Raw genomic sequence first — 26,443 nt, 5'->3', positions numbered from 1 at the left:
ATAAAAGAAAATATTCCTTTGACAATAGATACAATAGATGATGTTGTAGACGAGCTGTCTTCAAATATGGATGATTTCTTTGAGAAAAATTCAGCCAAGTCAGGCGAAGAGATTGCTAAAGACAGGTACAGCAGATTTAGAAAATTTTAATAGCTGAAAGGTAAATATGGAAGTGTTAAAAATAGGTGACAGAAGTTTACTCTATCCTATTATACAAGGCGGAATGGGTGTCGGTATAAGCCTTTCATCCTTGGCGGCACATGTGGCCGGAAATGGTGGAATGGGGATTATCTCTACGGCACAGATAGGCTTTAGGGATGATGACTTTTATAAAAATCCTATACCTACAAATCTTCGTGCTATAAGAACCGAGCTTTATAAGGCGAGAGCTTTGGCGGCGCAGGTGTTTGAAAAATTCAAGGATTCAAACAGGGCGGCGAAGTTTTTGGATAAATTAAAAGATTATGTGCCTTTTATAGGCTTTAATATAATGGTGGCAACCAATAAATATGCGGACTATGTAATAGAGGCTGTAAAAGCCGGAGCGGATATTATTATATCAGGTGCCGGATTGCCTATAGATTTGCCTGAGCTGGTGCAAAAGGGACAACAGATAAGCGGAAATGAAAAGAAAACCTGCATCGCACCTATAGTTTCAAGCAGAAAAAGTGCCAAAGTCATATTAAAGATGTGGGACAGAAAGTATAAGACCACTGCCGATGCCGTAGTTATAGAAGGGCCTCTTGCAGGCGGACACTTAGGCTTTTCATATGAAGAGCTTCATGAATTCGGTGCGGATACTATGGCAAGCAAAAACTACAAACGAGATAAGTATGATGCCGAAATAAAAGAAATCATAGAAGAAGTAAGAATCTATGAAGAAAAATTCGGCAAAAAGATTCCCGTATTTGTAGCAGGCGGCATATATACAAAAGAGGATATGGCACATGCCATGAGTCTGGGTGCGGACGGTGTACAGATGGGTACAAGGTTTGTAACCACATATGAATGTGATGCGCCTGATGATTATAAGCAGACATATATAGACGCGAAAGAAGAAGATATAGTTATTACAAAATCTCCTGTCGGAATGCCGGGAAGAGCAATCAGAAACGACTTTATGGACAGATTAAAGGAAGGACCTGTTCCTATAAGGCGTTGTTGTAACTGTCTTTCCACTTCGGTATGTGACAGAAAGACCATACCTTACTGTATCACCGAGGCACTCTGTTGTGCCGCAAACTCGGACGAGAGTCATGCACTTTTATTTTGCGGAGCCAATGCATACAGAGCAAACAAGATTGAGCATGTAGCGGACATTATGAATGAACTTACAGAAAATATATAGATAATATAATAAATTTTCAGACCGAGCTTTAGGTGCTCGGCCTTTTTATATTACGATTTTCTTAATATTATTTGTTTATACTTTACTAAATTACTCCGGTTTAGTATAAAGTCATAGCTATGTAAGATTTACTTAATATTTGCGTTCAATATATGTGATACAATATTAACACATGAGGCATAATCATACAAAAGCTCATTATAGTATTTTTGCTGTGATTAGAGATTGTCCTCAATAAAATAAAGTAGGAAGGAAATATGAGACTTAAGAGAATAATTTCAACAGGATTGGCTGTAGTCTTATCCATAACTGTAATATCTTTTGTACCTGAATCTATAGCGGTATATGCGGCGACACCGCCAAGTATAGGCGCACAGGGAGCGGCGGTATACAATGCCAATACAGGCGAATTTTTATATGAGAAAAACGGCGATACTCAGTTTGCGCCGGCATCCATCACAAAGATAATGACAGGTTTACTTACAGTGGAACAGGCAAATCTTGACGACACGGTATACTTTAAAAGTTCAGCTGTTGCAAATCTTGAAAGCGGAGCAACAACTTTGCCTGTTAGAGCAGGAGATACTATGAGTGTGAGAGATGCGCTCTATGCAATGATGTTGGCATCTGCCAATGAAGTATCAAACGGTCTGGCGGAACATATAGGAGGGTCTGTGGCAGGCTTTTCAAATATGATGAACAACAGAGCAATAGAGCTTGGAGCGACTCATACCAACTTTGTAAATCCGAACGGACTTAACAGCCAAAATCACAAAACGACAGCCAAGGATATGGCGCTTATTGCTGCGGAGGCATTTAAAAATCCGACATTTAGGGCTGCGGCAGGCTCGGGAAGTTATACTTTTACAGCTACAAATTCCAAGTCCGCGCCTTCATTCGTAAAGATGCACCACAAGATGGTCACAGGAGAGATAAGCTGTGACGGAGTAATAGGAGGTAAGACCGGATATACAAAGAGTGCCGGAAACACACTTGTAACGGCTGCCGAAAGAAACGGTATCAGACTGGTAGTGGTAGTACTTAAGTGTAGAGGCACTCACTATGACGATACAAAGAAATTACTTGACTACGGCTTTTTTATAGCAAAGAGCGGCGGAATAAATATTGCTTCAAAGGACACAGGCAGAGCTGTTGCAAAAAAGCAGGAAGTTGCGGCAAATACGGCACAGAGCATTACAATGGCCGACAGTGCGAAGGTTGAACTTGCACCGAAGCAAATCAGAACATCTGTGATGAAGGCTGAAAACTACGGTCCGGGAATGGCACCTGATGTCGGCTGGAAGGAAAACAACGGCAACTGGTTTTATATAAAAGCGGACAACACAAGCGCCGTAGCCGAAGTTCTTAATATCAACGGTAAAAAATACTGGTTTGACGCCGACGGACGCATGGCAAGGGGCTGGAGACAGGATACCGGCGGATCATGGTACTATATGGAAGATTCTGGAGCTATGAGTTCTTCATCCTGGCTTAAATATAACGGACTATGGTATTATTTGGGAAGTGATGGTAAAATGTTGACAAATACCACCACACCGGACGGATATGCATTAAACAGTGATGGAGTCTGGGTAAGCTAGGAGTTTGATGAAAAATATATTTTCTAAAATTATAGGATTGGGAGCAGTGGGGTGTAGTGCCTTGCTGCTCCGTTCTTTTTATGAGAGAAAAAAGTTTAAGGTAGTATATTACAATATATCTACCGATAAGATAAAGGGCGGTAAAAAAATAGTCTTTTTGACCGATTTACATAACAACAGCTTCGGCAAAAATAATATAAAACTTCTTGAGGCTATAGATAAAATATCCCCCGATATCGTATTGATAGGAGGAGATATGATTACGGTAAAAAGTAAGCTTGGAATAGAGAATGTCTTGCCGCTTTTAAAGAGTCTTTCAGATAAATACACCTGTATATATGCAAACGGTAACCATGAGCAGAGACTGTCTGAGAACAAGTTCGGGCTTAGTTACCTCGGATATAAGCAGATATTGGAAGATATGGGGATAGTATATTTGTCTGATGACAGTATGGATATAGGTGAGAATATAAGTATTCACGGCCTTGACCTTGAAAAAAAGTATTATCTGCGCAGGTTTAAAAAGCCGCTTGATAACGGTTATATAAAGGAGAGGCTATGTATTAAAAGGTCACATTATAACATCCTTTTGGCACATTCACCTCTTTTTATAAAAGACTATGAAAAAAGCGGCGTGGATCTGACACTTTGCGGACATTTTCACGGAGGAACGATAAGACTGCCGGCAGGAATCGGAGTAATGACTCCGCAGATTCACTTTCTCACCAGATTGGTAGTGGGAATGAAAAGACTTGGAAATATGACAGAGATAATAGGAGCGGGGCTTGGTACACACAGTATAAATATCAGGCTAAATGATATGTCCGAGCTTGTTGTAATCAATCTTAAAGGTCGCAAAAGAACTTGAAATTTGATACAATGATAAGGTTGAGTGAGTTGATGAGAGGTGAGTATGGAGATTTCATACAAATTGGAGAGATTTGAAGGTCCGCTGGATCTTTTGCTGTATCTTATAGAGAGAGACAGGGTGGACATATACGATATTCCGATAGTGAGTATAACCGAGCAGTATCTGAATTATATGAATCATTTGGAGACGGACGACCTTGACCTTATGAGTGAATTTATAGTGATGGCTACAACACTTTTAGATATAAAGGCCCGGATGCTTTTGCCGCTTGAAGAGGATGAAGAGACCAAGGAAGTCATTGACCCCAGAGCCGAGCTTGTGGAGAGATTGCTTGAGTATAAGAAGTACAAGTTTATGGCAAATGAACTTGCAGGTAAGTACTTTGATGCAGAGAAGATACTTTATAAAAGTCCTACTATTCCTGATGAGGTGGCACAGTACAAAGAGCCTGTAGACCTTGACGAGCTTTTCGGAGATTTGAATCTGCATAAGTTAAGACAGGTCTTTGACCGTGTGATGAAGCAAAAGGACAACAGAATAGACAAGGTAAGGAGCAATTTCGGCACTATAAAAAAGGAACCTGTATCACTTGAGGCAAAGATAAAAGATGTAATGGAGTATGCCAGAAAAAACAGAAGGTTTACATTCAGAGCATTATTGGAAAAGCAACCGACAAAACTTGAGGTCGTTGTCACATTTTTAAGTGTACTTGAGCTGATGAAAATAGGGAAGATTGCACTGTCACAGGGAGAGGGTTTCGGTGAAATGCAGATAGAGACTTTGGAAGAAGAGGGAAAGGAGGAAACGCTAGACCTTAGCGATATACTTGATGGCTAAATTAACCAAGACGGAGGCGGCAATAGAGGCGATACTCTTTGCACTCGGAGCTTCTGTAGAAATCAGACAGCTTTGTGTGGCCCTTGAGATGAAAGAAAGTGAAGTGATTCAAAATCTTGAGTCGCTGAAAGATAAATATAATAAGGAAAACAGAGGAATACAGATAATAGACTTGGGAGACTGTGTGCAGATGTGTACCAAGTCCGAATACTATGACAAGCTTATAAGGGTTTGTAAGACTCCCAAAAAGCAGGTGCTGACAGATGCCATACTTGAAACATTGTCAATCATTGCATACAAGCAACCTATAACCAAGTCTGAGATAGAACATATCAGAGGTGTGTCATCGGATTATATAGTGAATAAACTGGTTGAGTTCGGTTTGGTATATGAGGCGGGAAAACTGGATGCTCCCGGAAGACCGGCACAGTTTGCGACCACGGAGGAGTTTCTTAGAAGATTCGGTATAGAGTCAAAGGAGTCTCTGCCACGACTTGATTCAGACCTTGAGGCGGAGATTGTACATGAGGTGGAAGAAGAGACAGGCTGGAAGTTCGGTTTTGAGAGCAAAGCAAACGAAACAAGTGAGGACAAATAGTTGAAAATAAAGATAAAATACTTTAGTGATGAAATAGAAAAACTGAAATTTATTGACGGCAAAAGTGATTGGATAGATTTGAGAGCCGCCGAAAGGGTGGAACTTAAAAGCGGAGAATATAAGCTGATAAGGCTGGGTGTAGGTATGGAATTGCCGAAGGGATATGAGGCATTGGTGGTGCCGAGAAGTTCCACTTTCAAAAACTTCGGTATATTGCAGACCAACTCTATGGGTGTGATTGACGAGTCATACTGCGGAGACAATGACGAGTGGAAGTTCCCGGCACTGGCGATGAGAGATACCGTCATAGATATAAATGACAGGATATGTCAGTTCAGGATAATAAAACATCAGGATGCGTTTACATTTGAAGAAGCAAAAGAATTGAATGAGGTTGACAGAGGTGGCTTTGGTAGTACAGGGAGGAATTAGAAGATTGTTTGCGGTAGGTGTACTTGCCGTCATTATGCTTGGCGGATGTTCAGGCAAAGAGAGAAAAAACTTTGAAGCCGGAAAGGCACTTTTAAATGAGGGAAAGTATGCCGAGGCGGTGGAAGCGTTCGACAAGGCGATAGAAGCACATGGCAGCAACAATATAAGAGGGCTTGAAATAGATATACTCAGATACAGAGCGGAAGCGGAGTACAGAGCAAAAGATTACAAGGCGGCGGAGCACAGCTACAGGCTGCTCACATCGGCAGATGAGAACAGAAGCGAGTACATGGATATGCTCTCAATTATATATACCAAGCTCAGCAATACCGATATGGATATAAATATTGACAATGCTGTAGATATGTACGATAAAGCCGCAAAGCAGGACGATAAAAGTGAGCTTCATATCAATGCAGGTATTACTATAGCGGAGTACTATGAGGATATGTATGACAAAAAGATGGATGCAGCATACCTTGACAGTGCAGAGGAGTTTTTGGAAAAACTTTTAAAAGAGACAGGCAGAAAGAATGCTAAGGTCTTGGCGGTTTATGCAAAGCATATGTCAAAGCGAGAGGATTACGACAAGGCACTTGAAGCTGTGGATGATGGCATAGCGTTGCTTGAAAAGAAAAAGCTTAATAAAAGCGACGATGAGACCCTGAAATCTTTGATGTTTTCAAGGGGTTCATGTTATGAGTATAAGAGTGATTATAACAAGGCGCTTGAAGCATTCAACGCATATATTGAAAAATACGGTGAGGATGAGAGCGTTTCACATGAGGTTGCATTCTTAAAGGCGAGAATAAGATAGGTAATTATGAGTACATTTGAGACAAAGGAAATAGAGGAGAAAGTTATACTTCTAGGAGTGGATGTAGGTGACGATACAAAAGAGTCTATGAAAGAACTTGCAGAGCTTGTGGACACGGCAGGAGCTACAGTGCTTGAGAGTATTATCCAGTCAAGAGAGAGGATACATCCCGGCACCTATCTTGGCAAAGGCAAGATAGAAGAGGTAAGAGAAAGAATAGATAAGCTTGATGCCACAGGTGTGGTATGTGATGACGAGCTTACACCGGCACAGCTTAGAAATCTGGAAGATTTGCTGGATACCAAGGTAATGGACAGGACTATGGTTATCTTGGATATATTTGCAAAAAGAGCCACAACAAGTGAAGGAAAGATTCAGGTTGAACTGGCTCAGTTGAAATTTTCTGCAGCAAGACTGATAGGACTTAGAAGCAGTCTTTCAAGACTTGGTGGAGGAATAGGTACCAGAGGTCCCGGTGAGAAGAAGCTTGAGATGGACAGAAGACTTATTCATGAGAGAATTTCACAGCTTAAGGCCGATCTTAAAAAAGTGGAAAGTCACAGAGAACTGATAAGAAAATCAAGGGATGAAAACCTTGCTTTCAATGTGGCGATAGTGGGATATACCAATGCGGGTAAGTCGACGCTTTTAAACAAGCTGACAGATGCAAATATTTTGGCGGAGGACAAGCTCTTTGCAACACTTGACCCTACTACAAGGAAGTTGAAACTTGGAAGCGGTCAGGAAATACTTGTGACTGATACTGTAGGTTTTATAAGAAAGCTGCCGCACCATCTTATAGAGGCGTTTAAATCAACACTTGAAGAAGCCAAGTATGCAAATCTTTTGGTGCATATGGTGGATGCGTCAAATGAGGAGGCAAGTACACAGATGCTTGTAGTCTATGATACTTTAAGAAGCCTTGATGTAGTGGATAAAGATATTATAACAGTCTTTAACAAGACCGACCTGATAAAGGAAGGAGAGGAGCTTCCGAGAGATTTTCATGCGGATAAGATTCTTAAGATGTCTGCAAAGACCGGAGAAGGCATTGAGGATTTAAAGAAGACTATTGAAAATATATTACAAAATCAAAGAGTATATTTGGAACATATTTTTTCTTATAAAGATGCAGGTAAGATTGCGCTTATCAGAAAGTTCGGAGAGATTAAAAGTGAAGAGTATATAGACGAGGGTATCAGTATAAAGGCATATATTCCGGCCGAGATTTTCGGGAAAGTGATAGGGTAGCATAAAATTTGCTTGAAAAAGTCCTATAAGTAGTATATATTAGTTATACCTAACTTAGTGAGACCTAACTATACTATATTACTTTGGGGGGATTATGTTATTAGCACTTTTGATTGCAGGTAAACTTTTGATGAAACCGGGCGGCGACAGACCTAATAAGGAAGAAAAGATTACCGGCAAGCAGCATTTTTGGAGAGATAAGAAAGTAAAGAACGGATACAGACTGCAACAAAATCTCCTTGACGACCATGCAAGGATTTTGGATAAGGACAATATAAGAAAAGCCGCAGGAAGTATGAGTGCTATGGAGGATAAGTTTGACAGATTGGTTTCAGACAGCTTCCTAAAGCCGGGTGATGTAATAGGTGTTTCAAGAAGACTGTATGATCACTACGGTATATATATCGGTGAAGGCAAGGTCATACACTATGCGGATAAGACTAAGGACTTCGGAAAGAATATAAGTATCTATGAAACAGATTTAAAAGGCTTTATAGAGGGATCCAAAGATTACTTTGTACTGCATTTTCCAAAGGAGGGCGGTCCGCCGAGGAAGTTAAGGAGCAGCACAAACTTCACTGAAAATCCCAGAGAGGGAACCGGTATATTTGATTTTATTTTTAAGGCAAAGTATCAACTGTTCTCACCTGAGGAGACAATAAAGAGAGCCAAGTCAAGACTTGGGGAGAGAGCCTACAATCTTACCAGAAATAATTGTGAGCATTTTGCACTGTGGTGTAAAACAGGTGTTTCATTTTCACGCCAGGTGGATATGGCATTATCAATATAGGGAAAGCTTTTGGAAATTCCAAAAGCTTTTTTATTTGAAAACATATTGACAAACTTCATTTTTTTTTTATAATTATTACGAAATTTTAAGGATATAAGGAAGGAGAGAAGATATGGGATTTGTAAAGATACCTGTAGCATGTCCATATTGTGGTCGAAAAGTATCAGAAATAGTTTATGATATGAATGTTAGTAAGACCGCAACTTGTCCTGGATGTGGTAGAAAGTTAAGAGTTCAATATACTAAGGGATCTAATAGACCTACTGTAGGATAAGATATTTTCTAATAGAAGTAAGTAATAGGCTGTTGCACTTATGTGTGGCGGCTTTTTTTCTGCTTGAAAAATAAAGATAAATATTATATTATACATACATACGTACCGTAGGTATGTATAATATAATTTTATTGTTGGAGGAAATATGCCGAGAAATAAATGTCCTGAACAGACTGTAGAACGAATACTGAAAGCATCCTATTCTCTTTTTATTAAAAAAGGCTATGACAATGTGTCAATACAAGATATTGTAAATAATCTTGGAGATATGACAAAAGGTGCCATATACCATCATTTTAAGTCAAAGGATGAAATCCTCAGTTCGATTTTTGATAAAATGTGTGAGGAATACAGTATTGAAAAACTTGTGAAAAGATATCACGACCTTAATGCTCTTGATAAGATAAAGATGAGTTTTAAGGAATACTTTGATGATGAAGTGGCTATAAAAATAGATTTGGAAACAATGCCTTTGATGCATAATCCTCATATTTTTGCTCAACTGGTTGAAACCGTATTAAAGGTTTTTTCATTACAGATAGAAGAACTTATAAAACAGGGTATTAAAGACGGCTCTATGAGCGTTGATCCGAACTATACCAAGGAGGCGGCACAAGTATTTTCTTTGCTTTCAAAAGTCTGGCTTTTGCCGACACTTTCAGATGACGGTATGGAGGATGCATGCAGGAAAATCGATATGTTGAAAGTAATTCTTGATGCAATAGGTATTCCCGTATTGGATGAGGAAATGTCTAAGCTTTCAAAGCAATATATCAGAAGATTTTATATGGGCTGATAAGCTTGAAAGGAAAATATATGGAAAAACTTATAATTGCAAAGAATATACATAAAGAGTTTCTGCTGGGAGAAGTCAAGGTGGTAGCTCTTGATGATGTAAGTTTTGATATCTATAAAGGTGAACTTGTGGTTATTTTGGGGCCTTCAGGCTCAGGTAAATCTACACTTTTAAATATTCTTGGCGGGATTGAGACTGTAAGTGGCGGAAGTATAAGTTATAATGGAATTGATCTAAGCAGTATGAATGAAAATGAGCTTACAGCTTTTAGACGTGCAAATATAGGATTTATATTTCAGTTTTATAATCTTATGCCGAATTTGAATGCACTTGAAAATGTGGAGCTGGCGGCGGAACTCTCACCAAATCCTCTTGACCCTAAGGAACTTTTAACTCAGGTGGGACTTTGGGACAGAAGGGATCATTATCCGGGGAAAATGAGCGGAGGTCAACAGCAAAGAGTTGCTATTGCCAGAGCGATTTGTAAAAATCCCGATTTACTTCTATGTGATGAACCTACAGGAGCTTTGGATATATCAACAGGAGTTCAAATCCTCAAAATACTTGTGGATTTTAATAAGAAATACAACAAGACAATTATGATAATAACACATAATGAAAATGTGGCAAAAATTGCAAACAGAGTGTTCTATCTTAAGGACGGAGATATCAAAAAAATAGTAACAAATGAGCATCCGCAAAGTCCTGATGAGGTGGTGTGGTAATGAAATACTTTGTAAAAAATTTGTTCAGAGCGGCAAAAAAGAGTCCGGGAACATATATAGGTGCAACTTTTATAATGGCACTTGGAATTTTTATTTTTGTTTCAATGAATGATACATTTATAAATCTTAAGTCACAGGTATATAGCTATTATGAAGAAAATAATATGGCTGATATCTTTGCCGGTGTTATATCAATGCCGAAAGAAAAGCTGAAAAGCTTTGAAGATTATCCGGGAATTAAGAAGGCATCAGGTATTTTAAGTGCAGATTTAAGAGTGACGGGAGAAAAAATCAAAGATATCGCCAATTTGCATGTATTATCTTATGATAAAGATGCATATCTCAACAGACCTTTATTAAAGCCTGATATAATCCCAGGGAATGAGCAGATATTTATAGGTGCAAAGATGATGAAATCAAGGCATTTAAAAGAGGGAGATACTCTAAGTCTGATACATAACGGGGAGAGCTATGATTTTATAGTAGCCGGAGTTGCATCCGCTCCGAACTATATATATGCCATTCCTCCAAGCGGTGCGGTAATCTCTGACGGAAAGGATTATGATATAGCAATTGTAAATTCAGACAAACTTTCAAAGATGCTTGGCAGAGAAGATACTGTAAATGAAATAAGCTTTGAAATGGAAAAGGGTTATTCTTATGAGGCGTTAAGATATGAACTTAGAGAGCGTTTATCACAATTCGGCTTACAAAGTTTTACAAATAAGGAAAAACAAAGCAGTTACAATATGGTTGACGGTGAAATAAAGGAGCTTACCGGAACAGGTACAATATTACCTGCAATATTTATGTCAATGTCCGTATTTATGTTATATACGGTACTTAAAAAGATGATTGACAATGACAGAAGTCTTATAGGAACTATGAAGGCTATGGGTCTTGGAAATAGGGAGCTTATAGGTGCATATCTGGTGCAGGCGATTTTAATAAGCTTTGTAGGAGCATTATTGGGATGTATTCCCGCAAGATCTTTCGGCAAATATATGTTTAATCAGTATGCGGAATTTTTCTCATTGCCTTCACCAAATTATATAGACCCCGTTTCTACAAAATTGAAGGGATTTTTGATAGCTGTTCTGGCAAGTTTTATTGCGGTTATTTTCGGTGTTGGCGGAATTGCAAAGATACAGGCGGCTGAAGCTATGAGAGCGGCAACACCGAAAGTTAATAATAATTTTTCCTTCGGTTTTATCAAAAATTTTAATGTTATGCATAAAATGGGAATACGTTCTATCTTAAGAAGTCCTTTCAGAACATTTTTTATTGCATTTGCTATAGCTTTCCCATTTTCCATGTCTTGTACATTGCTGGCTTCACAAAATGCCATAAACAAGATGTTTATAGGATATTTTAGAGATATTGCAAAATATGATGTAAAGATTACATTGGAAAATTACAGTGACGCCGACAAGGCGTTTAATGCTTTAGGTGAGATAGATGGTGTAGGTGAAAGAGAGGTTATATCTGAGATACCTATAACATTAAAATCAAAAAATCACAGTAAGATTGCATTGCTTTCAGGTATAAACAGAGGCTCAAATTTGTATAGAATAAGTGATGTGGATGATGTATTTTATGAACCTCCTACAGACGGCATTATATTAAATAAAAGAATTGCAAATGATCTGGATATAAAAGAGGGAGACAGAGTTGAGATCTCTACAGGATATGCCCCTAAAAAAAAGACTGAAATACCTGTAACACATGTGATTTCAGAAGCATTTGGAAGCGGCTGTTATGTGGATATAAAAAATATTGAGAAGTATCTTTCATTATCAAATTTTTCAAATACTTTAATCTTTAATACACAAAGGGGAAGTGAGGATATTATCAAGAAAACGCTTACAGAGGATACTTCACAGATTACATCATTTTCAAGTAAGAAGGATACTCTAAGGATTTATGAGGATAGAATGAAAAGCTCAAAGTTTATGTTGCAAATGTTTATATACCTGTCTTTGTTTTCAGGTGTAGTGCTTATATATAATATTTCTTTGATAAGCATAAGAGAGAGAAAAACTGAATTTGCTACAATGAAGATTATGGGAGTTTTGGATAAGGAGCTTAGACAGATGATTTTTATGGAACAGGTGGTATATCTTATAGCGGGGCTTATTTTAAGCATTCCTTTGATAAGAGTATTTAAATGGATACTTGAGTCACTGCTTGTTTCAGATTCATACACTCTGAGATTGCATATAGAATTTTCTATGTATATGGCATCTCTTGTATTCTGCGTAATGATGCTTTATATATCGGGAAGAGCAATACTTAAAACTATAAAGAAAATAAATCCGAACGACAGTTTAAAAGAAAGAGGTTAGCTATGAAAAAAAACAGTTTATCAAAGCTTTTTGAAGGAAGAAAAAAGTATATAATAATGTTTGTTATTATCGCAGCAATAATAACAGCGTTTTCAATAAAAAATATTAATAAGGCTGTGAGTGTTGAAGCTTATAGCATAAATTTTGGTACACTAAATGATACATATAAAGAAAATGCGGTTATAAGTTTCGGGAAGGGCTATCATATTCTGTCAAAGGTAAACGGAAATATTAAAGAGGTGCTTGTAGACGAAAACACGGCAGTAAAAAAGGGGGATGTACTTGTAAGAATATCGGACAGAGATCTTGTATATCAAAAGCAGTTAAGACAGAGCAATTTGGACTCATATATGGCAAAAAAAGAAGAAAGCGATATAGGAAAGCTGATGACTACATCGCCTATGGAGTATATAAACGGATTAAGTTCAAGTCTTGAGTCTGCAAGAGCGGCTTATGAGGCCGCACAGACCGAGTACAATGCAAAACAGGCTCTTTATGAATCACAAAGTATTTCTCTTATGGAACTTGAAAGTGCAAAAGTAAGCTTTGAAAGTGCCAAGTCGAATTTTGAAACTGCAAACAGCAGACTTGATGAGAGCAATAAATATTTGAAAAGCCTTAAGGATGAAGGATTAAGTGAAAAAGATATAAGTAAGAAGTTTTATGAAAGTACAAAAAAACAGCTTGAAGCCGCTATTGATGCTGAAAAAACAGCTATAGCTCAGCTTGATATGCAGATAGCCGACTGTGAAGTAAAATCTGAATATGACGGAATAGTTTCATCTGTACCTGCAAAGAATATATCTATGGCGGTGCCGGGACAGGAACTTGTAGTTGTTGATACTGATAATAATGAATACAGGCTTGAATGCAGCGTTTTGACAGATGTGATACCTTATCTGCATGTGGGAGATGAGATGGAAGCTGAATTTGACTTAAGAGGAACAAAAAAAGTTTATAAGGGTAAGATAAGTGAAATATATGATTTTGCAACCGAAGATAAATCACCGCTTGGACTTAAGGAATACCGGGTAAAACTTGTGGCAACTCTTAATGATGTTGGAGAAGATAATATCTTAAAGAACGGTTACGGTGTAGATGCAATTTTTACTTTATATAAAAATGATAATGTAATTGCAGTGCCTTTAGGTGCGGTTTTTACTGAAAATGACAGTGATTATGTATTTAAAATAGAGGAAGGCAGAGCAAAAAAGACCCCTGTAACCGTAAGTTATAAATCATCTACAGAGGCTGTGATAAGTGAAGGCTTGCAAAAAGATGACAAAGTTATTATAAATTCGGATGAAGAAAAGATTAATGACGGAGTAAAAGTCAGAGCAAAATGATTTTACAAAAAAGGCCGTTAAATGATGACGGTCTTTTTATTTATGTAAACATTTGTTATAATCTTGGTAAAAGTAGGAGACAGCCCATGAAAATAATTCTGGAAAGTAAAGAAGCCGAGATTGTAGAAAAAAAATCAAGGTTTATAGCAAATATAGCGGCAGCAACTTCAGAGGAAGAGGCAACCAAGTTTATAGAAAATATAAAGAAAAAATACTATGATGCAAGGCACAACTGCTATGCATATATCATAGGTGAAGACGGCAATAAGAAAAAATGTTCTGATGACGGGGAACCTCAAAGAAGTGCAGGGATGCCTATGATGGAAGTACTTGAAAGCCAAGGCTACTTTGATATAGTGGCAGTTGTTACAAGGTATTTCGGAGGAACATTGCTTGGAGTAGGTGGACTTATAAGAGCATATCAAGGTGCCGTTATAGAAGGTTTAAATGCAAGCGTCAGCGGAGAGATTCACGAGGGTTTCAGAGCAAAATACAGATTCGGATATGATTTTTACGGAAAGATAAAATATATAGCTGAAAGTGAGAGTGTGGTAATAGAGGATACCGTATTTGACGATATGGTCACAGTAAGCCTGATATTTAAAAAAGATAAAAGTGAAAGACTGCAAAAGAAGCTTATAGAAGAGTCTAATGCAAATATAGAAAAATTATTTTTGGAAAAAATAAAATATATCACAGTGAGTAATAAGTGGTATGGAGAATATAGATAGAAAAGAGTTTTAACTTTGAGGATTTGTAAATGCAGATGTATTTAGGAGAAGAGGGGAAAAAATATTGTTGGAGAGTAGTGGATGTCAGCAATATAACAGATGTAGAGACATTGGAAAACAAATTTGACTTGACTGAGGAGATGTCCGAATATGTTCTTGACTCAAACGAGAGGGCAAGAGTGGACTATGACGGTAAAAATTTGTTTGTTGTAATACATGTGCCGGCATTTACACAAAATGACGGACACTATGAAACAAGATCTATAAAGTTTTTTGTAAATGCAGACAGCATCTTTATGTTCGTTACATATGATACAAACTATATCGTTCCACAGATTGAAAGGCTGATAGATGTTGAAGAGGCAAGCAGCCCGATGATGCTGTTATTTTTGTGCCTTTTTGTAATATCCGACTCCTTTTTGCCGATACTTGATAAGCTTAATGAAGAGAGACTGCATTTGAACAGAAGGCTTAGAAACAACACAAACAATCAGGGTATTTGGGATTTGTCGGACCTTGAGGTAGGTCTTATTTACCTTGGAGCCGCAACAAGGCAGAATGTTGTGGCAATCAGACAGATGAGGATAACTACGGCAATAAAGAAATGTTCAAATGCGGAAAAAGAGCAGCTTGAGGATGCCTATATAGAGGCTAAGCAGGCAAGTGAGATGGCGGATATGGCGTCAAGCATAGTGGAGCAGATGAGCGGAATGTACAACAACCTTATAAATATAAGACTGAATGAAACAATGCGTATCATGACCGTATGGTCATTGCTTATGACAATACCGACAATCATCTCAGGCTTTTTCGGCATGAATGTGGATTTGCCCTTCACCACAATGAAAGGCGGATGGATACTTATAACACTTATCACAGCGGTATTACTGTGGATAATGTGGAAATTTATATGGAAAAAATTGTGGTAGTAATAATAGTTACATTGGTTATTTAATGACTAATGTAACTATTATTTTTTTGCTGTTTTAGGTAAATTATTTTTTGAAAGGGGGAAATATGAATAAAAAGATAATAGTTGCAGGACATATATCCTATGATATTACACCTGTAATATACAGCACAAAAGGCAAAGACTTCGGTAAACTTATAAAGCCCGGAAAACTTATCAATATCGGTAAGGCTACAGTTGCAAACGGCGGAAGTGTGAATAATACAGGTATGGCATTGCATAAGTTCGGTGCGGATGTTGAGCTTATTGCCAAAATCGGTAATGATGAGTTCGGCAGACAGATAATGGAAAAATGTAAAAAAGAGGGTGCAAAGACAAGTTTCATAATATCAGACAGTGAGGATACCTCATATACAATAGTGATAGCACCGCCGGGATTTGACAGAAGTTTTTTACATTTTACAGGAACCAATGACACTTTCAGTTTCTTGGATTTGGATATGTCAAAAATAGAAGGCGGATATTTGTTTCATTTCGGTTATCCGACATTGATGAAAGGGTTCTATAAAGATAATGCAAAAGATCTTATACAAATGTATAAGAATATAAAGGAATTAGGGTTGGTTACGAGCCTTGATGTGGCGGCAATAGACCCTGACAGTGAGTCGGGAAAGCTTGACTGGAAAGAAATATTAAGACAAGTATTGCCATATGTGGATGTATTTGAACCAAGTTTTGAAGAATTACTATGTATGGTTGACAGAGAAGGATATGAAAGACTTTTAGAAAGGGTTTCGGACAATGATATATGCGCATGCCTCAGTTTAGAAAAGGATATAGTACCGCTTGCTAAGAAAGTTATGTCTTTAGGAGCATCAATTTTACTTATAAAATGCGGTGTGGCAGGTATGTATCTGTGTACAGCAAGTGACATATCACAAAAGCTGAATTTGGACAGTTCTTGGAATGATTTTAAATATTTTCAAAAGAGTTTTAAGCCTGACAGGATAAAGTCGGCAATAGGAGCGGGAGATACGGCGATAGCGGCATTTCTTTATGGAATAACCAATAATTACAGTCCTAAGAAAGCAATGGAAATAGCGGCGGCTACAGGTGCAATGTGTATTACGGAATATGATACATTTAGCGGATTGCTAAGTATAGATAAACTGGAAGAAAAAATAAAAAATAATTGGGAAACTCAAGATTTTATCTGTGAGTAGGGGAGATTATGTTAATAACGTTGAAGAATATTTTAAAAATGGCAGAAAGTAAAGATATGGCAATAGCTGCATTTAATGTTACATCACTTGAAGGTGTATTGGCGGTGATAGAAGCGGCGGAGGATGAGGATACACCGGTAATATTACAATTTGCCAATGCGGCACATAGTAAATATATTTCACTTGAAGATATAGGAAGAGTGATGGTGGCATTTGCAGATACGAGCAAAGTACCTGTATGCGTACATTTAGACCATGGCAACAACTTTGATGAAATAAAGAGAGCGTTGGATTTAGGATTTACAAGTATAATGTATGACGGATCCGAACTTTCGTTAAAACAGAATATAGCAAATACAAAATATGCGAAGATATTGGCAGATGAGTATGGAGCAAGTATAGAGGCGGAACTTGGATCTATGGGAACAGAAGGTGAGAATGAGAACATTTTAGGAGCATATACAGACCCCGAAGTAGCAAGAGTATTTGTAAATGAGACAGGAATAGATGCACTTGCAGCATCATTCGGAACAGTGCATGGAATATATAAGAGCAGGCCGAATCTGGACTTTGATATAATCAGCGGAATAAGAAAACTTTGCGGTATTCCGGTAGTAATGCATGGCGGCTCAGGAATAAGCGATTCGGATTTTAAAAAATGTATAGATTGCGGAGTGAGAAAAATAAACTACTATACATATGCGGCGAAGTATGCCGGTGATGCAATAAGAGATATGATTAAAGATAAAAACGGAAATATATATTCACATGATATACTGGTTGAGATAAGGAAAAATATGGTGAAGACATATAAGGAGACAATAAGAGTGTTCAAAAATATACAAAAATAGATTATATACTTTCACATATAAACTTAAAATATTATAAATATATAAAGATATGACAAATGTCAATACAAATATATTACATAAAACAGTTTTTATTAAGTATCATTATGCTATTATAGCTATAAGCCCAAAAGGGTATGAAAAGGAGGATTTATGAGAAGAAAGTTAATGGCAGGTGCATTGGCGCTGACAATGGTAGCAAGTTTGGTTGCATGTGGCGGAGAAAAGAAGGCAGCTTCTGAGGGAGACAGCAAAGAGGCTGTTACAGCAGAAAAGAGCGAGGCTCAAAGCACCGGTGAGAGCAGTGGAAAGCACTACAAATTCGGCTATACATGTATGGATGGAACTAATCCGTTCTTTGTTACAATTCAGGACAAAATCAAGGAGTTGGTAGAGGCAAAGGGTGATGAGCTTATTGTAACGGATCCGGGAAATGATGTTACAAAGCAGATTTCACAGGTTGAAGATATGCTTTCACAAAAGCTTGACGGTCTGTTTATGAATCCGGTTGATGCACAGGGTATTATACCTGCACTTGATATGGCTAAGGAAGCAGGAGTACCGATGGTTGGATTTGATACTGAAGTTGGCGATATGTCATATTTAGTTTCATATACAGGTTCAGATAATTATAATGCAGGAAAAGTGGTAGGAGAAGATTTGGTAAAGAAAGCTCCTAACGGTGGAAAAATCATAGTTCTCGACTCCCCGACTATGCAATCGGTTGTGGACAGAACAAACGGATTTATGGATGCTATCAAGGACCATGGATTTGAGGTCGTAGCACAGCAGGATGCTAAGGGAAATCTACAAGTTGCAATGGGTATTGCAGAGGACTTATTACAGTCAAATCCTGATGTAGTTGCTATATTTGGCGGAAATGACCCCACAGCTTTAGGCGCTTTGGCGGCGGCAAATGCGGCAGGAATCAAAAAATGTATGATTTACGGAGTTGACGGTTCACCGGATATCAAATCAGAGCTTGCATCAGGTAATTCCTTGATAGAGGGAACCGGTGCACAGTCTCCGGTTTCAATAGCTGAGAAGGCGGTTCAGATAATGTATGACTATGTGGAAGGAAAACAGGTTGAGGCAAGATATCCTGTGGAAACATTCCTTATTACATCAGATAATGTAGCACAGTACGGAACAGACGGCTGGCAATGATATTCTCATCAAAGTATGAGCTGAAAAAAATATCAATTATAATTTTGGGCATCCTTTCGGGTGCCTTATTTTGAAAATAAAGCAGGTGAAACAGTGGCAGATAATATTTTATTGAGAATGAAAAATATATCAAAAAGTTTTCCGGGAGTTAAGGCATTAGATAAGGTAAACTTTGATCTGAAGGCAGGTGAGGTACATGCACTTCTTGGAGAAAACGGTGCAGGAAAATCAACACTTATAAAAGTACTTGGTGGAATATACAGCCTTGATGAGGGAGAAATAGAGATAGAAGGAAAGAAAGTATCTATAGATTCAGTACATGATGCTTCAAATAATAATATAGCAATAATACATCAGGAACTTGTGTTGGTACCATATATGAGTGTTGCAGAGAATATATATTTGGGCAGAGAAAGCGGTAGAGGGTTCACTGTAAATATTTCAAAGATGGAAAAGGATGCTCAGAAAATACTGGATGATTTGGGTATGGATATAGATTCAAGAGAACTTATAAAGGATCTACCTATAGCAAAGCAGCAAATGGTTGAGATAACAAAAGCGGTATCTGTAAATGCCAAGATTTTGGTCATGGATGAGCCGACTTCCTCGATAAGTGATAGAGAAGTAGAAAATCTATTTAACATTATAAGAGATTTGACTAAAAAAGGGGTTGGTATTATCTATATATCACACAAGATGAGTGAACTTGAGGAGATATGTGACAGAGTAACCGTAATGAGAGACGGTGAATATGTAGGTACAAAGGTTGTAAAGGATACCAATAAAGAAGAACTTATAGCTATGATGGTTGGAAGAACTTTGACCAATTACTATGTTAGAGACTTTATGCCGTCCAAAGATATTGTACTTAAAGTAGAAAATTTAAATGATAATAATAAGGTAAAAGACGTCAGCTTTGAGTTAAAGAAAGGTGAGATAATCGGTTTTGCAGGGCTTGTAGGTGCAGGCAGAAGTGAGACAATGGAAGCTATATTCGGACTTTCAAAGGATGTTACAGGGACAATTTATATTGACGGAAAGAAAGTTGATATAAAAGATCCGAGAGATGCCATAAAAAACGGACTTGCTTTAGTGCCTGAGAGCAGAAAAGAGCAAGGACTTTATCTGATACAGGATATAAAATATAATACTACTATTGAAGTATTGGACGAGTTCATAAAAAATTTAAATGTGAATGTTAAAAAGGAAACGGAAATAACTAAGAAGTACATAGATATGATGGATACTAAGACGCCGTCACAAGAGCAGATAATAGGAAATCTGTCCGGAGGTAATCAGCAAAAGGTAATGATTGGAAGGTGGCTGGCTACAAATCCGAAGATTCTTATACTGGATGAGCCCACAAGAGGAATAGATGTCGGGGCAAAGTCGGAGATATATAAGATAATGAATGAGCTTGTGAAAAGCGGTGTATCAATCATAATGATATCGTCAGAGTTACCTGAGATAATAAACATGAGTGACAGAGTATATGTTATGGCGGCAGGTATGATAAGAGGTTGTATAGAACATGAAGAAATATCACAAGAAAGTATTATGGCACTGGCCGCTATATAGGAGGTTGTATGAAAAAGGCGTTAAATTTTTTTAAAGAGAATATGGGAATAATAATTGCATTGCTGGTGCTTGCAGTATTCCTTACAGTGTTTCCTGCAACAAGCAGTTCATTTCCTACAACAAAAAATGTTTTTAATGTATTAAGGCAGATATCTACAAATATGCTTCTTGCCTGTGGAATGACAATGGTAATAATACTTGGCGGTATTGATTTGTCTGTAGGTTCCGTAATAGCACTTTCAGGAGTACTTGCGGCAGGTTGCGTATCAAGATATGGAATGAGTATACCCACGGCAATGATTATAGGAATACTTATAGGACTTATAATAGGTGCATTCAACGGTTTTGTTATTTCAAGAACCACTATACCTCCGTTTATAGTGACATTGGCTACTATGAATATTGCGAGAGGTCTTGCAGGAGTATATACAGGAGGATCCCCTGTACGAGTTGTTTCAAAACAGTGGCAGTGGATCGGTGCGGGATATATTGGAATTATACCGGTACCTGTTTTAATAATGATAGTTGTATTTATTATATCTGTACTTATTATTAACAGAACAAAGATAGGAAGATATATATATGCGGTTGGCGGAAATACATTGGCAGCAAGATTTTCAGGAATAAGCGTATCAAAGGTAAAGTTTTTAGTTTATACATATTCAGGACTTATGGCCGGACTTGCCGGAGTGATTTTGGCTTCTCGTATGTATTCAGGACAACCTACAGCAGGTGACGGTGCCGAAATGGATGCGATAGCGGCGGTTGTAGTAGGCGGTACTTCCATGTCGGGCGGATATGGAAAACTTGGCGGAACATTGGTAGGTGCATTGATTATAGGAATACTCAGCAACGGACTTAATCTTATGAATGTAAATTCTTTCTGGCAGACAGTTGTAAAGGGAGTTGTTATATTACTTGCAGTGTTCATTGACTATATTAGAAATTTGAAAAAGAGTAAATAATGAAAATAACTGATAAAACTAAGCTAAGAGTATTTTTGATGCTCTTAGCATATGTTTTTTTATTGTGTTTGTTGATATTTTTTGTAAAGTTTAGAAGTAGGAATAAGAAAATTATATTCGGATCAACGTATATGACAATGAATAATCCATATTTTAACGTACTTAACGAAAATTTAAGGGATACCATTGAAGCAAATGGTGATATACTTATAACAAAGGATCCGGCACAGAGCCAGAGTAGACAAAATGCACAAATTATAGATATGCTTAATGAAGGTATTGATATTTTGTTTGCAAATGCGGTGGACAGGAGTGGAATAGAAAGTGCATTATATGAATGCAAGAAAAGGGGTGTTCCGGTTATTTTGCTGGATACGGATGTGGATGACAGAGTTGGTGTGATAAGTACTATTCAGTCTGATAATTATCAGGCCGGCGTATTGTTGGCAAATGATTTGATGAGAAGAAGGCCCGAAGGAGCAAAAATTCTTATTGTAGCAAACCTTATTGCATCATCTATGGTTCAAAGAAGACAGGGATTTATAGATACTATAAAAAACAGACCTGAATATGAAATTGTAGACGAGATAGACGGCGTTAGTGAAATAGAAACTGTAAATGAGGCTATGAATGAGTATTTGAGGACAAACAACAAGGAAATAGATGTAATTTTCGGGATGAATGATCCTACAGCAATAGGCGCATTGGCGGCATTAAAAGAAAAAAGCGGGACAGATCTTTTGATTTACGGGGTGGACGGTTCACCGGACGCTAAAAAGCTGATAAAGCAGGGGTTATTTACCGCTACCGTAGCACAGCATCCTATATCTATGGGCAAAGAGGCGGCAAGAACTGCATATGATTACTTGAATAAAAAAGATATAGAGAGTGATATTTATATAGGTGTTGACCTTATAAATGCAGGAAATATAACTAAATTTGATATATCAAAGTGGCAATAATATGAAAAGTATAGGAAACTTAAAAATAAACAAAATACTTGAGCTTATGCTTATTATATCCGTTACAACGATGATTTTGATTTCAGGATTTGTATGGATAATCACGGCAAGAATAATAGATATGCATGAAGCAAAGCTGTTTATATCAAGATCTGTGAGCATACCCGGCAATACAATGCATATATTTATATTTACAGTTATTTCGTCTATATGTTTTATATTGACTTTTAGTGTAAGGAGCAGCAACAGATTAAATGGTACATACATAATATTTGTAGCATTTATTATTGAGTTTATTTTAGAGTTGATATGTATTATATTGTTGAATTTTAATTACAACGGAATATTGCTTTGGACATTTGCAAATGCCCTGATTTATTTGAAGAAAAATAAATATATATCAATAGTTATAGTAGCTGCAACCGTAAGTTATTTGTTTACAACACATGATTTAGTCAAGCTGTTTATAAATATATATGATATTTCAGCATATATAAGGGTTTGTAGTACAAGTTTACAGACAGTTATATTTTTTATATACAATGCACTTAATTTGATGACGGTAGTAAGTTTTATACTTTGTTGCATCAGTATAATAGTGAACAAAGAAGAAATTATAGAGAAAAATATTGAGCTTAATAAACAACTTGAAATAGCAAACTTTGATTTACAAAAAGCCAATATAGAGTTGGAAAGATCCTTAATGGATAATGCAAGACTTGCAGAGATTAGAGAGAGAAATCGTATAGCCAGAGAGATACATGATACTTTGGGACACACACTTACAGGACTTGCAGCCGGAATAGATGCCTGTATAGCACTTGCAGGAGATGAGAAGACTCCGCTTAGAAATCAGTTGGATTTGTTATCTAAGGTAAGCAGAAACGGTATAAAAGATATCAGGATGAGCGTCAGTTCACTGAGACCGGATGCACCTGACAGGCTGAATCTGGAAAGTGCGATAAAAGAACTTGTTGAGAATACAAAGAGGGTGGCAGGCGTAAATATAATATTTAATTGTGAGGATATAAATTTAAAGTTCGATGAGGATGAGGAGATGGCTATATATAGAATTGTACAGGAGAGTTTGACAAATTCTATAAGGCATGGAAATGCTGAAAACATAGAAGTCATGGTAAAGAAAAACTTCGGGAGTATCGGACTTATTATTCATGATGACGGAATAGGTTGTGAAAAGATTGAGTCGGGGTTTGGCCTTAGACATATAAGAGAAAGAGTAAATATGTTAAAAGGACAGGTGAATTTTAGAAGTGAGAACGGCTTTATTGTGGAGGCGATGATACCGATAAGATGGGGAGAGGAATATGGTTAAAGTTTTAATTGCGGATGATCAGGAACTGATAAGAGAAAGCTTAAAGATAATCCTTGACAGTAAACCTGATATAGAAGTGACTGATGCGGTGTCTGACGGGCTTGAGGTAATAAGAAGTGTTAGAGAAAAAAGACCGGATATAATACTTCTTGATATCAGAATGCCGAGACTTGACGGCGTGTCATGTACAAAGATTATAAAGGAAGGTTACCCCGATATAAAGATAATCATACTTACCACATTTGATGATGATGAATATGTATTCAATGCACTGAAGTATGGTGCAAGCGGTTATCTGCTTAAAGGAATAAGTATGGACAGTCTGGTTGAGGCGATAAATACGGTATATCAGGGACAAGCAATGATAAATCCTGATATTGCTTCAAAGGTTTTAAAGTTTTTCTCAAAATTGGCTGTAAATAATGAAACTATACATGTACCTGTAGAAAATATAAAAATGATTACAAAAAATGAATGGACTATAATAAAGGAGGTTTCAAAAGGTAAAAGTAATAAGGAAATTGCCAAGGACTTAAGTTTCTCGGAGGGAACTGTAAGAAATTATTTGTCGAATATATTGGATAAATTGGAACTTAGAGACAGAACTCAGTTAGCTATTTGGTCCATCAGCAGAGGTGAGCTGTGAAAGTAAAAAAAGTTGGTATATTTATATATACAGGCATAGCCTTTTTGATTATTGTTTTAGGTACAGTTTTTTATAAATTCAGACCTAAAGAAACAGTGGTAGAGTTTGCCATGTTTAACGGCAGTAACTGGGGAGTTGCGGTAAAGGAAAGTTATTCCGTCATTGACAGTGCAATAGAAAAATTTGAAAAAGAGCATAAGGGTATAAAGATAAAGTATGAGAGCGGTATTCCGAAAGAGGATTACAGTGAGTGGATGGCAAAAAGAGTTCTAAAGGATGAGATGCCGGATGTTTTTATGGTACTTGATGACGATTTTGAAAATTATATAAATCTGGGGCTCATAGAAAAACTTGACGGATATGTGGACGGTGATAAAAGTTTTGATATAAATAAGTACTATAGTGAGATTGCAAATTCGGGAGTCTTTGAGAGACACAGGTATGCCCTGCCATATGAAGCGATGCCGACATTGATGTTTGTGAACAGAACATTACTCGAAAATTTGCATTTGAATATACCTGAGAATAACTACACATTTGAGGACTTTTATAAAGTATGCAGGATGGTAACTTTGGACAGAGACTTGGATGGGAATCCTGATTATTTCGGAATATACAGATATGATTGGATAAATGCCGCATTATCAAACGGTGTTACATTGTTTACAGAAGATGGAAAGAATTCATATTTTAATCAAGAAAGCTTAGCGGATGCAATCAGATTTGTAAAAAGTTTGGAGGATTTGAACGGCAATCAAAATGTAACAAAGGAGGAGTTTGACAGCGGAAAAGTGGCATTCAGTCAGATGTCACTTGCAGAATACAGAACGTATAAATCTTATCCGTATAAAATAAAAAAGTATACCGGTTTTGCATGGGACTGTATACCGATGCCGGCAGGAAAGACAGGGAATAATGTAAGTATGGTTGACAGCTTGAATGTTGCAATAAGTGCAAAATCGAAAAAGAAAAAGCAGGCATGGGAATTTTTGAAAACTTTAAGCTACGATATACAGATACAGCAGAAATTGTATAATGATATGCCGGTAGCATCTGTGCTTAAGGAAGTTATGGAGAGTAGAGAATCTGAGAATATATTTAAGGAAAATGAAGATATTATCGATTCTAAGCTTATTTGTCAAATATTGGAAAACGGTAGTGCTAAGCCGAGATTTAGCGGGTATGAAGACGCTATAGCATTGGCGGACTCCAAGATTTCAAATTTAAATCAGGGAGATGATATAGAAAATGCACTTAGAATATTGCAAAGACAAATGAGCAAATATTTGTTACAAGAAAGGGGAAAGGAATGAAAAGATCACAAATTAACAGCATCATAAGAGAGATGGAGGAACTTATAAGGGAGAACGGCTTTAATCTGCCGCCGTTTTGCAACTGGACTCCAAAGGATTGGGATAACAAGGGGCATGAATATGATGAAATAAGAGATAATATGCTCGGATGGGATATCACCGACTTCGGACTTGGAGATTTTGATAAGATAGGTTTCGGACTTATTACACTCAGAAACGGAAACAGAAATAATGAGAAGTATAAAAAGGTATATGCGGAGAAGCTTTTATTCTTAAGAGACGATATGATGGCACCTATGCATTTTCACTGGTTTAAATCGGAGGATATTATAAACAGAGGCGGCGGTACACTTCTTATAAAAGTATATAATGATGACGGTAAGGGCGGACTTGCCGACTCCGATGTACTTATAAACTCAGACGGAAGATCATACTATGTAAAGGCGGGAAGCCTTGTAAAACTTTTGCCGGGAGAGAGTATCACCATCTGGCCGCATCAATACCATGAGTTCCATGTGGAGCCGGGAAGCGGAAGTGTGCTTATAGGTGAAGTTTCACAATGTAATGATGACAATATAGATAACAGATTCTATGAAGGTATAGGCAGATTCCCTGAGATAGAAGAGGACGAAGAGCCGTACAGACTGCTTTGTAATGAGTATCCGGTAGCGAAGGATTGAGAAAAATACATACAATAACAGAGTAAGTTTAAGTTATTTACTCTTTTATTTTAGAG

26 protein-coding genes are annotated in these 26,443 nt (G+C 37.3%); all 26 read left to right on the top strand.

Annotated features, from left to right (window positions below; translation table 11 throughout):
- The first annotated feature begins 166 nt into the window (after positions 1-166).
- On the top strand, positions 167-1,348 hold the full coding sequence (locus ACO6FI_RS03880) for an NAD(P)H-dependent flavin oxidoreductase (RefSeq protein WP_485456185.1): 1,182 nt from the start codon (positions 167-169) through the stop codon (positions 1,346-1,348).
- 257 nt (positions 1,349-1,605) lie between these two features.
- On the top strand, positions 1,606-2,949 hold the full coding sequence (locus ACO6FI_RS03875; RefSeq protein ID WP_485456184.1) for a D-alanyl-D-alanine carboxypeptidase family protein: 1,344 nt from the start codon (positions 1,606-1,608) through the stop codon (positions 2,947-2,949).
- A 7-nt stretch (positions 2,950-2,956) separates the two neighbouring features.
- A complete protein-coding gene (locus tag ACO6FI_RS03870) occupies positions 2,957-3,817 on the top strand; it encodes a metallophosphoesterase (RefSeq protein ID WP_485456183.1) in 861 nt (286 codons plus the stop codon).
- A 45-nt stretch (positions 3,818-3,862) separates the two neighbouring features.
- Positions 3,863-4,657: a segregation and condensation protein A gene (locus tag ACO6FI_RS03865; RefSeq protein WP_485456182.1), complete on the top strand. Its 795-nt coding sequence runs from the start codon at positions 3,863-3,865 to the stop codon at positions 4,655-4,657.
- Positions 4,650-5,255 (top strand): SMC-Scp complex subunit ScpB, encoded by a 606-nt coding sequence (gene scpB, locus ACO6FI_RS03860; RefSeq protein ID WP_485456181.1) that lies wholly within the window; start codon positions 4,650-4,652, stop codon positions 5,253-5,255. Before ACO6FI_RS03865 ends, scpB begins: the two co-directional genes overlap by 8 nt.
- Positions 5,256-5,687, top strand: a complete 432-nt coding sequence (locus tag ACO6FI_RS03855; RefSeq protein ID WP_485456180.1) for a dUTP diphosphatase — start codon at positions 5,256-5,258, stop codon at positions 5,685-5,687. It begins immediately after the preceding gene.
- On the top strand, positions 5,659-6,504 hold the full coding sequence (locus tag ACO6FI_RS03850; protein WP_485456188.1) for a tetratricopeptide repeat protein: 846 nt from the start codon (positions 5,659-5,661) through the stop codon (positions 6,502-6,504). The genes ACO6FI_RS03855 and ACO6FI_RS03850 overlap by 29 nt, the downstream gene beginning before the upstream one ends.
- A 6-nt stretch (positions 6,505-6,510) precedes the next feature.
- A complete protein-coding gene (gene hflX, locus ACO6FI_RS03845; RefSeq protein ID WP_485456179.1) occupies positions 6,511-7,755 on the top strand; it encodes a GTPase HflX in 1,245 nt (414 codons plus the stop codon).
- A 94-nt stretch (positions 7,756-7,849) separates the two neighbouring features.
- Positions 7,850-8,545, top strand: a complete 696-nt coding sequence (locus ACO6FI_RS03840) for a lecithin retinol acyltransferase family protein (RefSeq protein ID WP_485456178.1) — start codon at positions 7,850-7,852, stop codon at positions 8,543-8,545.
- 112 nt (positions 8,546-8,657) lie between these two features.
- Positions 8,658-8,819 carry a hypothetical protein gene (locus ACO6FI_RS03835; RefSeq protein ID WP_485456177.1) on the top strand — a complete coding sequence of 54 codons (162 nt, stop codon included), beginning with the start codon at positions 8,658-8,660 and terminating at the stop codon, positions 8,817-8,819.
- Between the two features lie 145 nt (positions 8,820-8,964).
- A complete protein-coding gene (locus ACO6FI_RS03830; RefSeq protein WP_485456176.1) occupies positions 8,965-9,615 on the top strand; it encodes a TetR/AcrR family transcriptional regulator in 651 nt (216 codons plus the stop codon).
- A 20-nt stretch (positions 9,616-9,635) separates the two neighbouring features.
- Positions 9,636-10,340: an ABC transporter ATP-binding protein gene (locus ACO6FI_RS03825; RefSeq protein WP_485456175.1), complete on the top strand. Its 705-nt coding sequence runs from the start codon at positions 9,636-9,638 to the stop codon at positions 10,338-10,340.
- The gene (locus ACO6FI_RS03820; RefSeq protein WP_485456174.1) at positions 10,340-12,685 is read left to right on the top strand and encodes an ABC transporter permease; all 2,346 of its coding nucleotides are present in this window, start codon (positions 10,340-10,342) and stop codon (positions 12,683-12,685) included. Before ACO6FI_RS03825 ends, ACO6FI_RS03820 begins: the two co-directional genes overlap by 1 nt.
- A gap of 2 nt (positions 12,686-12,687) precedes the next feature.
- Positions 12,688-14,031, top strand: coding sequence for an efflux RND transporter periplasmic adaptor subunit (locus ACO6FI_RS03815; RefSeq protein WP_485456173.1), 1,344 nt, complete (start codon positions 12,688-12,690; stop codon positions 14,029-14,031).
- 86 nt (positions 14,032-14,117) lie between these two features.
- Positions 14,118-14,762 carry an IMPACT family protein gene (locus ACO6FI_RS03810; RefSeq protein ID WP_485456172.1) on the top strand — a complete coding sequence of 215 codons (645 nt, stop codon included), beginning with the start codon at positions 14,118-14,120 and terminating at the stop codon, positions 14,760-14,762.
- A gap of 29 nt (positions 14,763-14,791) precedes the next feature.
- A complete protein-coding gene (locus ACO6FI_RS03805; RefSeq protein ID WP_485456171.1) occupies positions 14,792-15,691 on the top strand; it encodes a magnesium transporter CorA family protein in 900 nt (299 codons plus the stop codon).
- Positions 15,692-15,779: 88 nt separating this feature from the next.
- Positions 15,780-16,895 (top strand): carbohydrate kinase family protein, encoded by a 1,116-nt coding sequence (locus tag ACO6FI_RS03800; RefSeq protein ID WP_485456170.1) that lies wholly within the window; start codon positions 15,780-15,782, stop codon positions 16,893-16,895.
- 8 nt (positions 16,896-16,903) lie between these two features.
- Positions 16,904-17,746 carry a class II fructose-bisphosphate aldolase gene (locus ACO6FI_RS03795; RefSeq protein WP_485456169.1) on the top strand — a complete coding sequence of 281 codons (843 nt, stop codon included), beginning with the start codon at positions 16,904-16,906 and terminating at the stop codon, positions 17,744-17,746.
- 150 nt (positions 17,747-17,896) lie between these two features.
- Positions 17,897-18,910 carry a substrate-binding domain-containing protein gene (locus ACO6FI_RS03790; RefSeq protein ID WP_485456168.1) on the top strand — a complete coding sequence of 338 codons (1,014 nt, stop codon included), beginning with the start codon at positions 17,897-17,899 and terminating at the stop codon, positions 18,908-18,910.
- Positions 18,911-19,003: 93 nt separating this feature from the next.
- On the top strand, positions 19,004-20,488 hold the full coding sequence (locus ACO6FI_RS03785) for a sugar ABC transporter ATP-binding protein (RefSeq protein WP_485456167.1): 1,485 nt from the start codon (positions 19,004-19,006) through the stop codon (positions 20,486-20,488).
- An 8-nt stretch (positions 20,489-20,496) separates the two neighbouring features.
- Positions 20,497-21,453: an ABC transporter permease gene (locus ACO6FI_RS03780; RefSeq protein ID WP_485456166.1), complete on the top strand. Its 957-nt coding sequence runs from the start codon at positions 20,497-20,499 to the stop codon at positions 21,451-21,453.
- Positions 21,454-21,584: 131 nt separating this feature from the next.
- Positions 21,585-22,415, top strand: a complete 831-nt coding sequence (locus ACO6FI_RS03775) for a substrate-binding domain-containing protein (protein ID WP_485456165.1) — start codon at positions 21,585-21,587, stop codon at positions 22,413-22,415.
- Position 22,416: 1 nt separating this feature from the next.
- Entirely contained in the window at positions 22,417-23,748 is a 1,332-nt protein-coding gene (locus tag ACO6FI_RS03770) for a sensor histidine kinase (RefSeq protein WP_485456164.1), read from the top strand.
- On the top strand, positions 23,741-24,394 hold the full coding sequence (locus ACO6FI_RS03765; RefSeq protein ID WP_314766687.1) for a response regulator: 654 nt from the start codon (positions 23,741-23,743) through the stop codon (positions 24,392-24,394). Before ACO6FI_RS03770 ends, ACO6FI_RS03765 begins: the two co-directional genes overlap by 8 nt.
- Positions 24,391-25,707: an ABC transporter substrate-binding protein gene (locus ACO6FI_RS03760; RefSeq protein WP_485456163.1), complete on the top strand. Its 1,317-nt coding sequence runs from the start codon at positions 24,391-24,393 to the stop codon at positions 25,705-25,707. The genes ACO6FI_RS03765 and ACO6FI_RS03760 overlap by 4 nt, the downstream gene beginning before the upstream one ends.
- Complete coding sequence (locus ACO6FI_RS03755; protein WP_485456162.1) at positions 25,704-26,387, top strand: D-lyxose/D-mannose family sugar isomerase; 684 nt, start codon at positions 25,704-25,706, stop codon at positions 26,385-26,387. The genes ACO6FI_RS03760 and ACO6FI_RS03755 overlap by 4 nt, the downstream gene beginning before the upstream one ends.
- The last annotated feature ends 56 nt before the right edge of the window (positions 26,388-26,443 follow it).

It is taken from the genome of Lachnoanaerobaculum sp., from assembly GCF_057250505.1.
This window is presented reverse-complemented; position numbering and strand designations above follow the sequence as displayed.

Bases quoted from the DNA above. Each gene is read 5' to 3' on its own strand.
- ACO6FI_RS03880 (WP_485456185.1), top strand. From the start codon at position 167: ATGGAAGTGTTAAAAATAGGTGACAGAAGTTTACTCTATCCTATTATA.
- ACO6FI_RS03875 (WP_485456184.1), top strand. From the start codon at position 1,606: ATGAGACTTAAGAGAATAATTTCAACAGGATTGGCTGTAGTCTTATCC.
- ACO6FI_RS03870 (WP_485456183.1), top strand. From the start codon at position 2,957: ATGAAAAATATATTTTCTAAAATTATAGGATTGGGAGCAGTGGGGTGT.
- ACO6FI_RS03865 (WP_485456182.1), top strand. From the start codon at position 3,863: ATGGAGATTTCATACAAATTGGAGAGATTTGAAGGTCCGCTGGATCTT.
- scpB (WP_485456181.1), top strand. From the start codon at position 4,650: ATGGCTAAATTAACCAAGACGGAGGCGGCAATAGAGGCGATACTCTTT.
- hflX (WP_485456179.1), top strand. From the start codon at position 6,511: ATGAGTACATTTGAGACAAAGGAAATAGAGGAGAAAGTTATACTTCTA.
- ACO6FI_RS03840 (WP_485456178.1), top strand. From the start codon at position 7,850: ATGTTATTAGCACTTTTGATTGCAGGTAAACTTTTGATGAAACCGGGC.
- ACO6FI_RS03835 (WP_485456177.1), top strand. From the start codon at position 8,658: ATGGGATTTGTAAAGATACCTGTAGCATGTCCATATTGTGGTCGAAAA.
- ACO6FI_RS03830 (WP_485456176.1), top strand. From the start codon at position 8,965: ATGCCGAGAAATAAATGTCCTGAACAGACTGTAGAACGAATACTGAAA.
- ACO6FI_RS03825 (WP_485456175.1), top strand. From the start codon at position 9,636: ATGGAAAAACTTATAATTGCAAAGAATATACATAAAGAGTTTCTGCTG.
- ACO6FI_RS03820 (WP_485456174.1), top strand. From the start codon at position 10,340: ATGAAATACTTTGTAAAAAATTTGTTCAGAGCGGCAAAAAAGAGTCCG.
- ACO6FI_RS03815 (WP_485456173.1), top strand. From the start codon at position 12,688: ATGAAAAAAAACAGTTTATCAAAGCTTTTTGAAGGAAGAAAAAAGTAT.
- ACO6FI_RS03810 (WP_485456172.1), top strand. From the start codon at position 14,118: ATGAAAATAATTCTGGAAAGTAAAGAAGCCGAGATTGTAGAAAAAAAA.
- ACO6FI_RS03805 (WP_485456171.1), top strand. From the start codon at position 14,792: ATGCAGATGTATTTAGGAGAAGAGGGGAAAAAATATTGTTGGAGAGTA.
- ACO6FI_RS03800 (WP_485456170.1), top strand. From the start codon at position 15,780: ATGAATAAAAAGATAATAGTTGCAGGACATATATCCTATGATATTACA.
- ACO6FI_RS03795 (WP_485456169.1), top strand. From the start codon at position 16,904: ATGTTAATAACGTTGAAGAATATTTTAAAAATGGCAGAAAGTAAAGAT.
- ACO6FI_RS03790 (WP_485456168.1), top strand. From the start codon at position 17,897: ATGAGAAGAAAGTTAATGGCAGGTGCATTGGCGCTGACAATGGTAGCA.
- ACO6FI_RS03780 (WP_485456166.1), top strand. From the start codon at position 20,497: ATGAAAAAGGCGTTAAATTTTTTTAAAGAGAATATGGGAATAATAATT.
- ACO6FI_RS03775 (WP_485456165.1), top strand. From the start codon at position 21,585: ATGACAATGAATAATCCATATTTTAACGTACTTAACGAAAATTTAAGG.
- ACO6FI_RS03770 (WP_485456164.1), top strand. From the start codon at position 22,417: ATGAAAAGTATAGGAAACTTAAAAATAAACAAAATACTTGAGCTTATG.
- ACO6FI_RS03765 (WP_314766687.1), top strand. From the start codon at position 23,741: ATGGTTAAAGTTTTAATTGCGGATGATCAGGAACTGATAAGAGAAAGC.
- ACO6FI_RS03755 (WP_485456162.1), top strand. From the start codon at position 25,704: ATGAAAAGATCACAAATTAACAGCATCATAAGAGAGATGGAGGAACTT.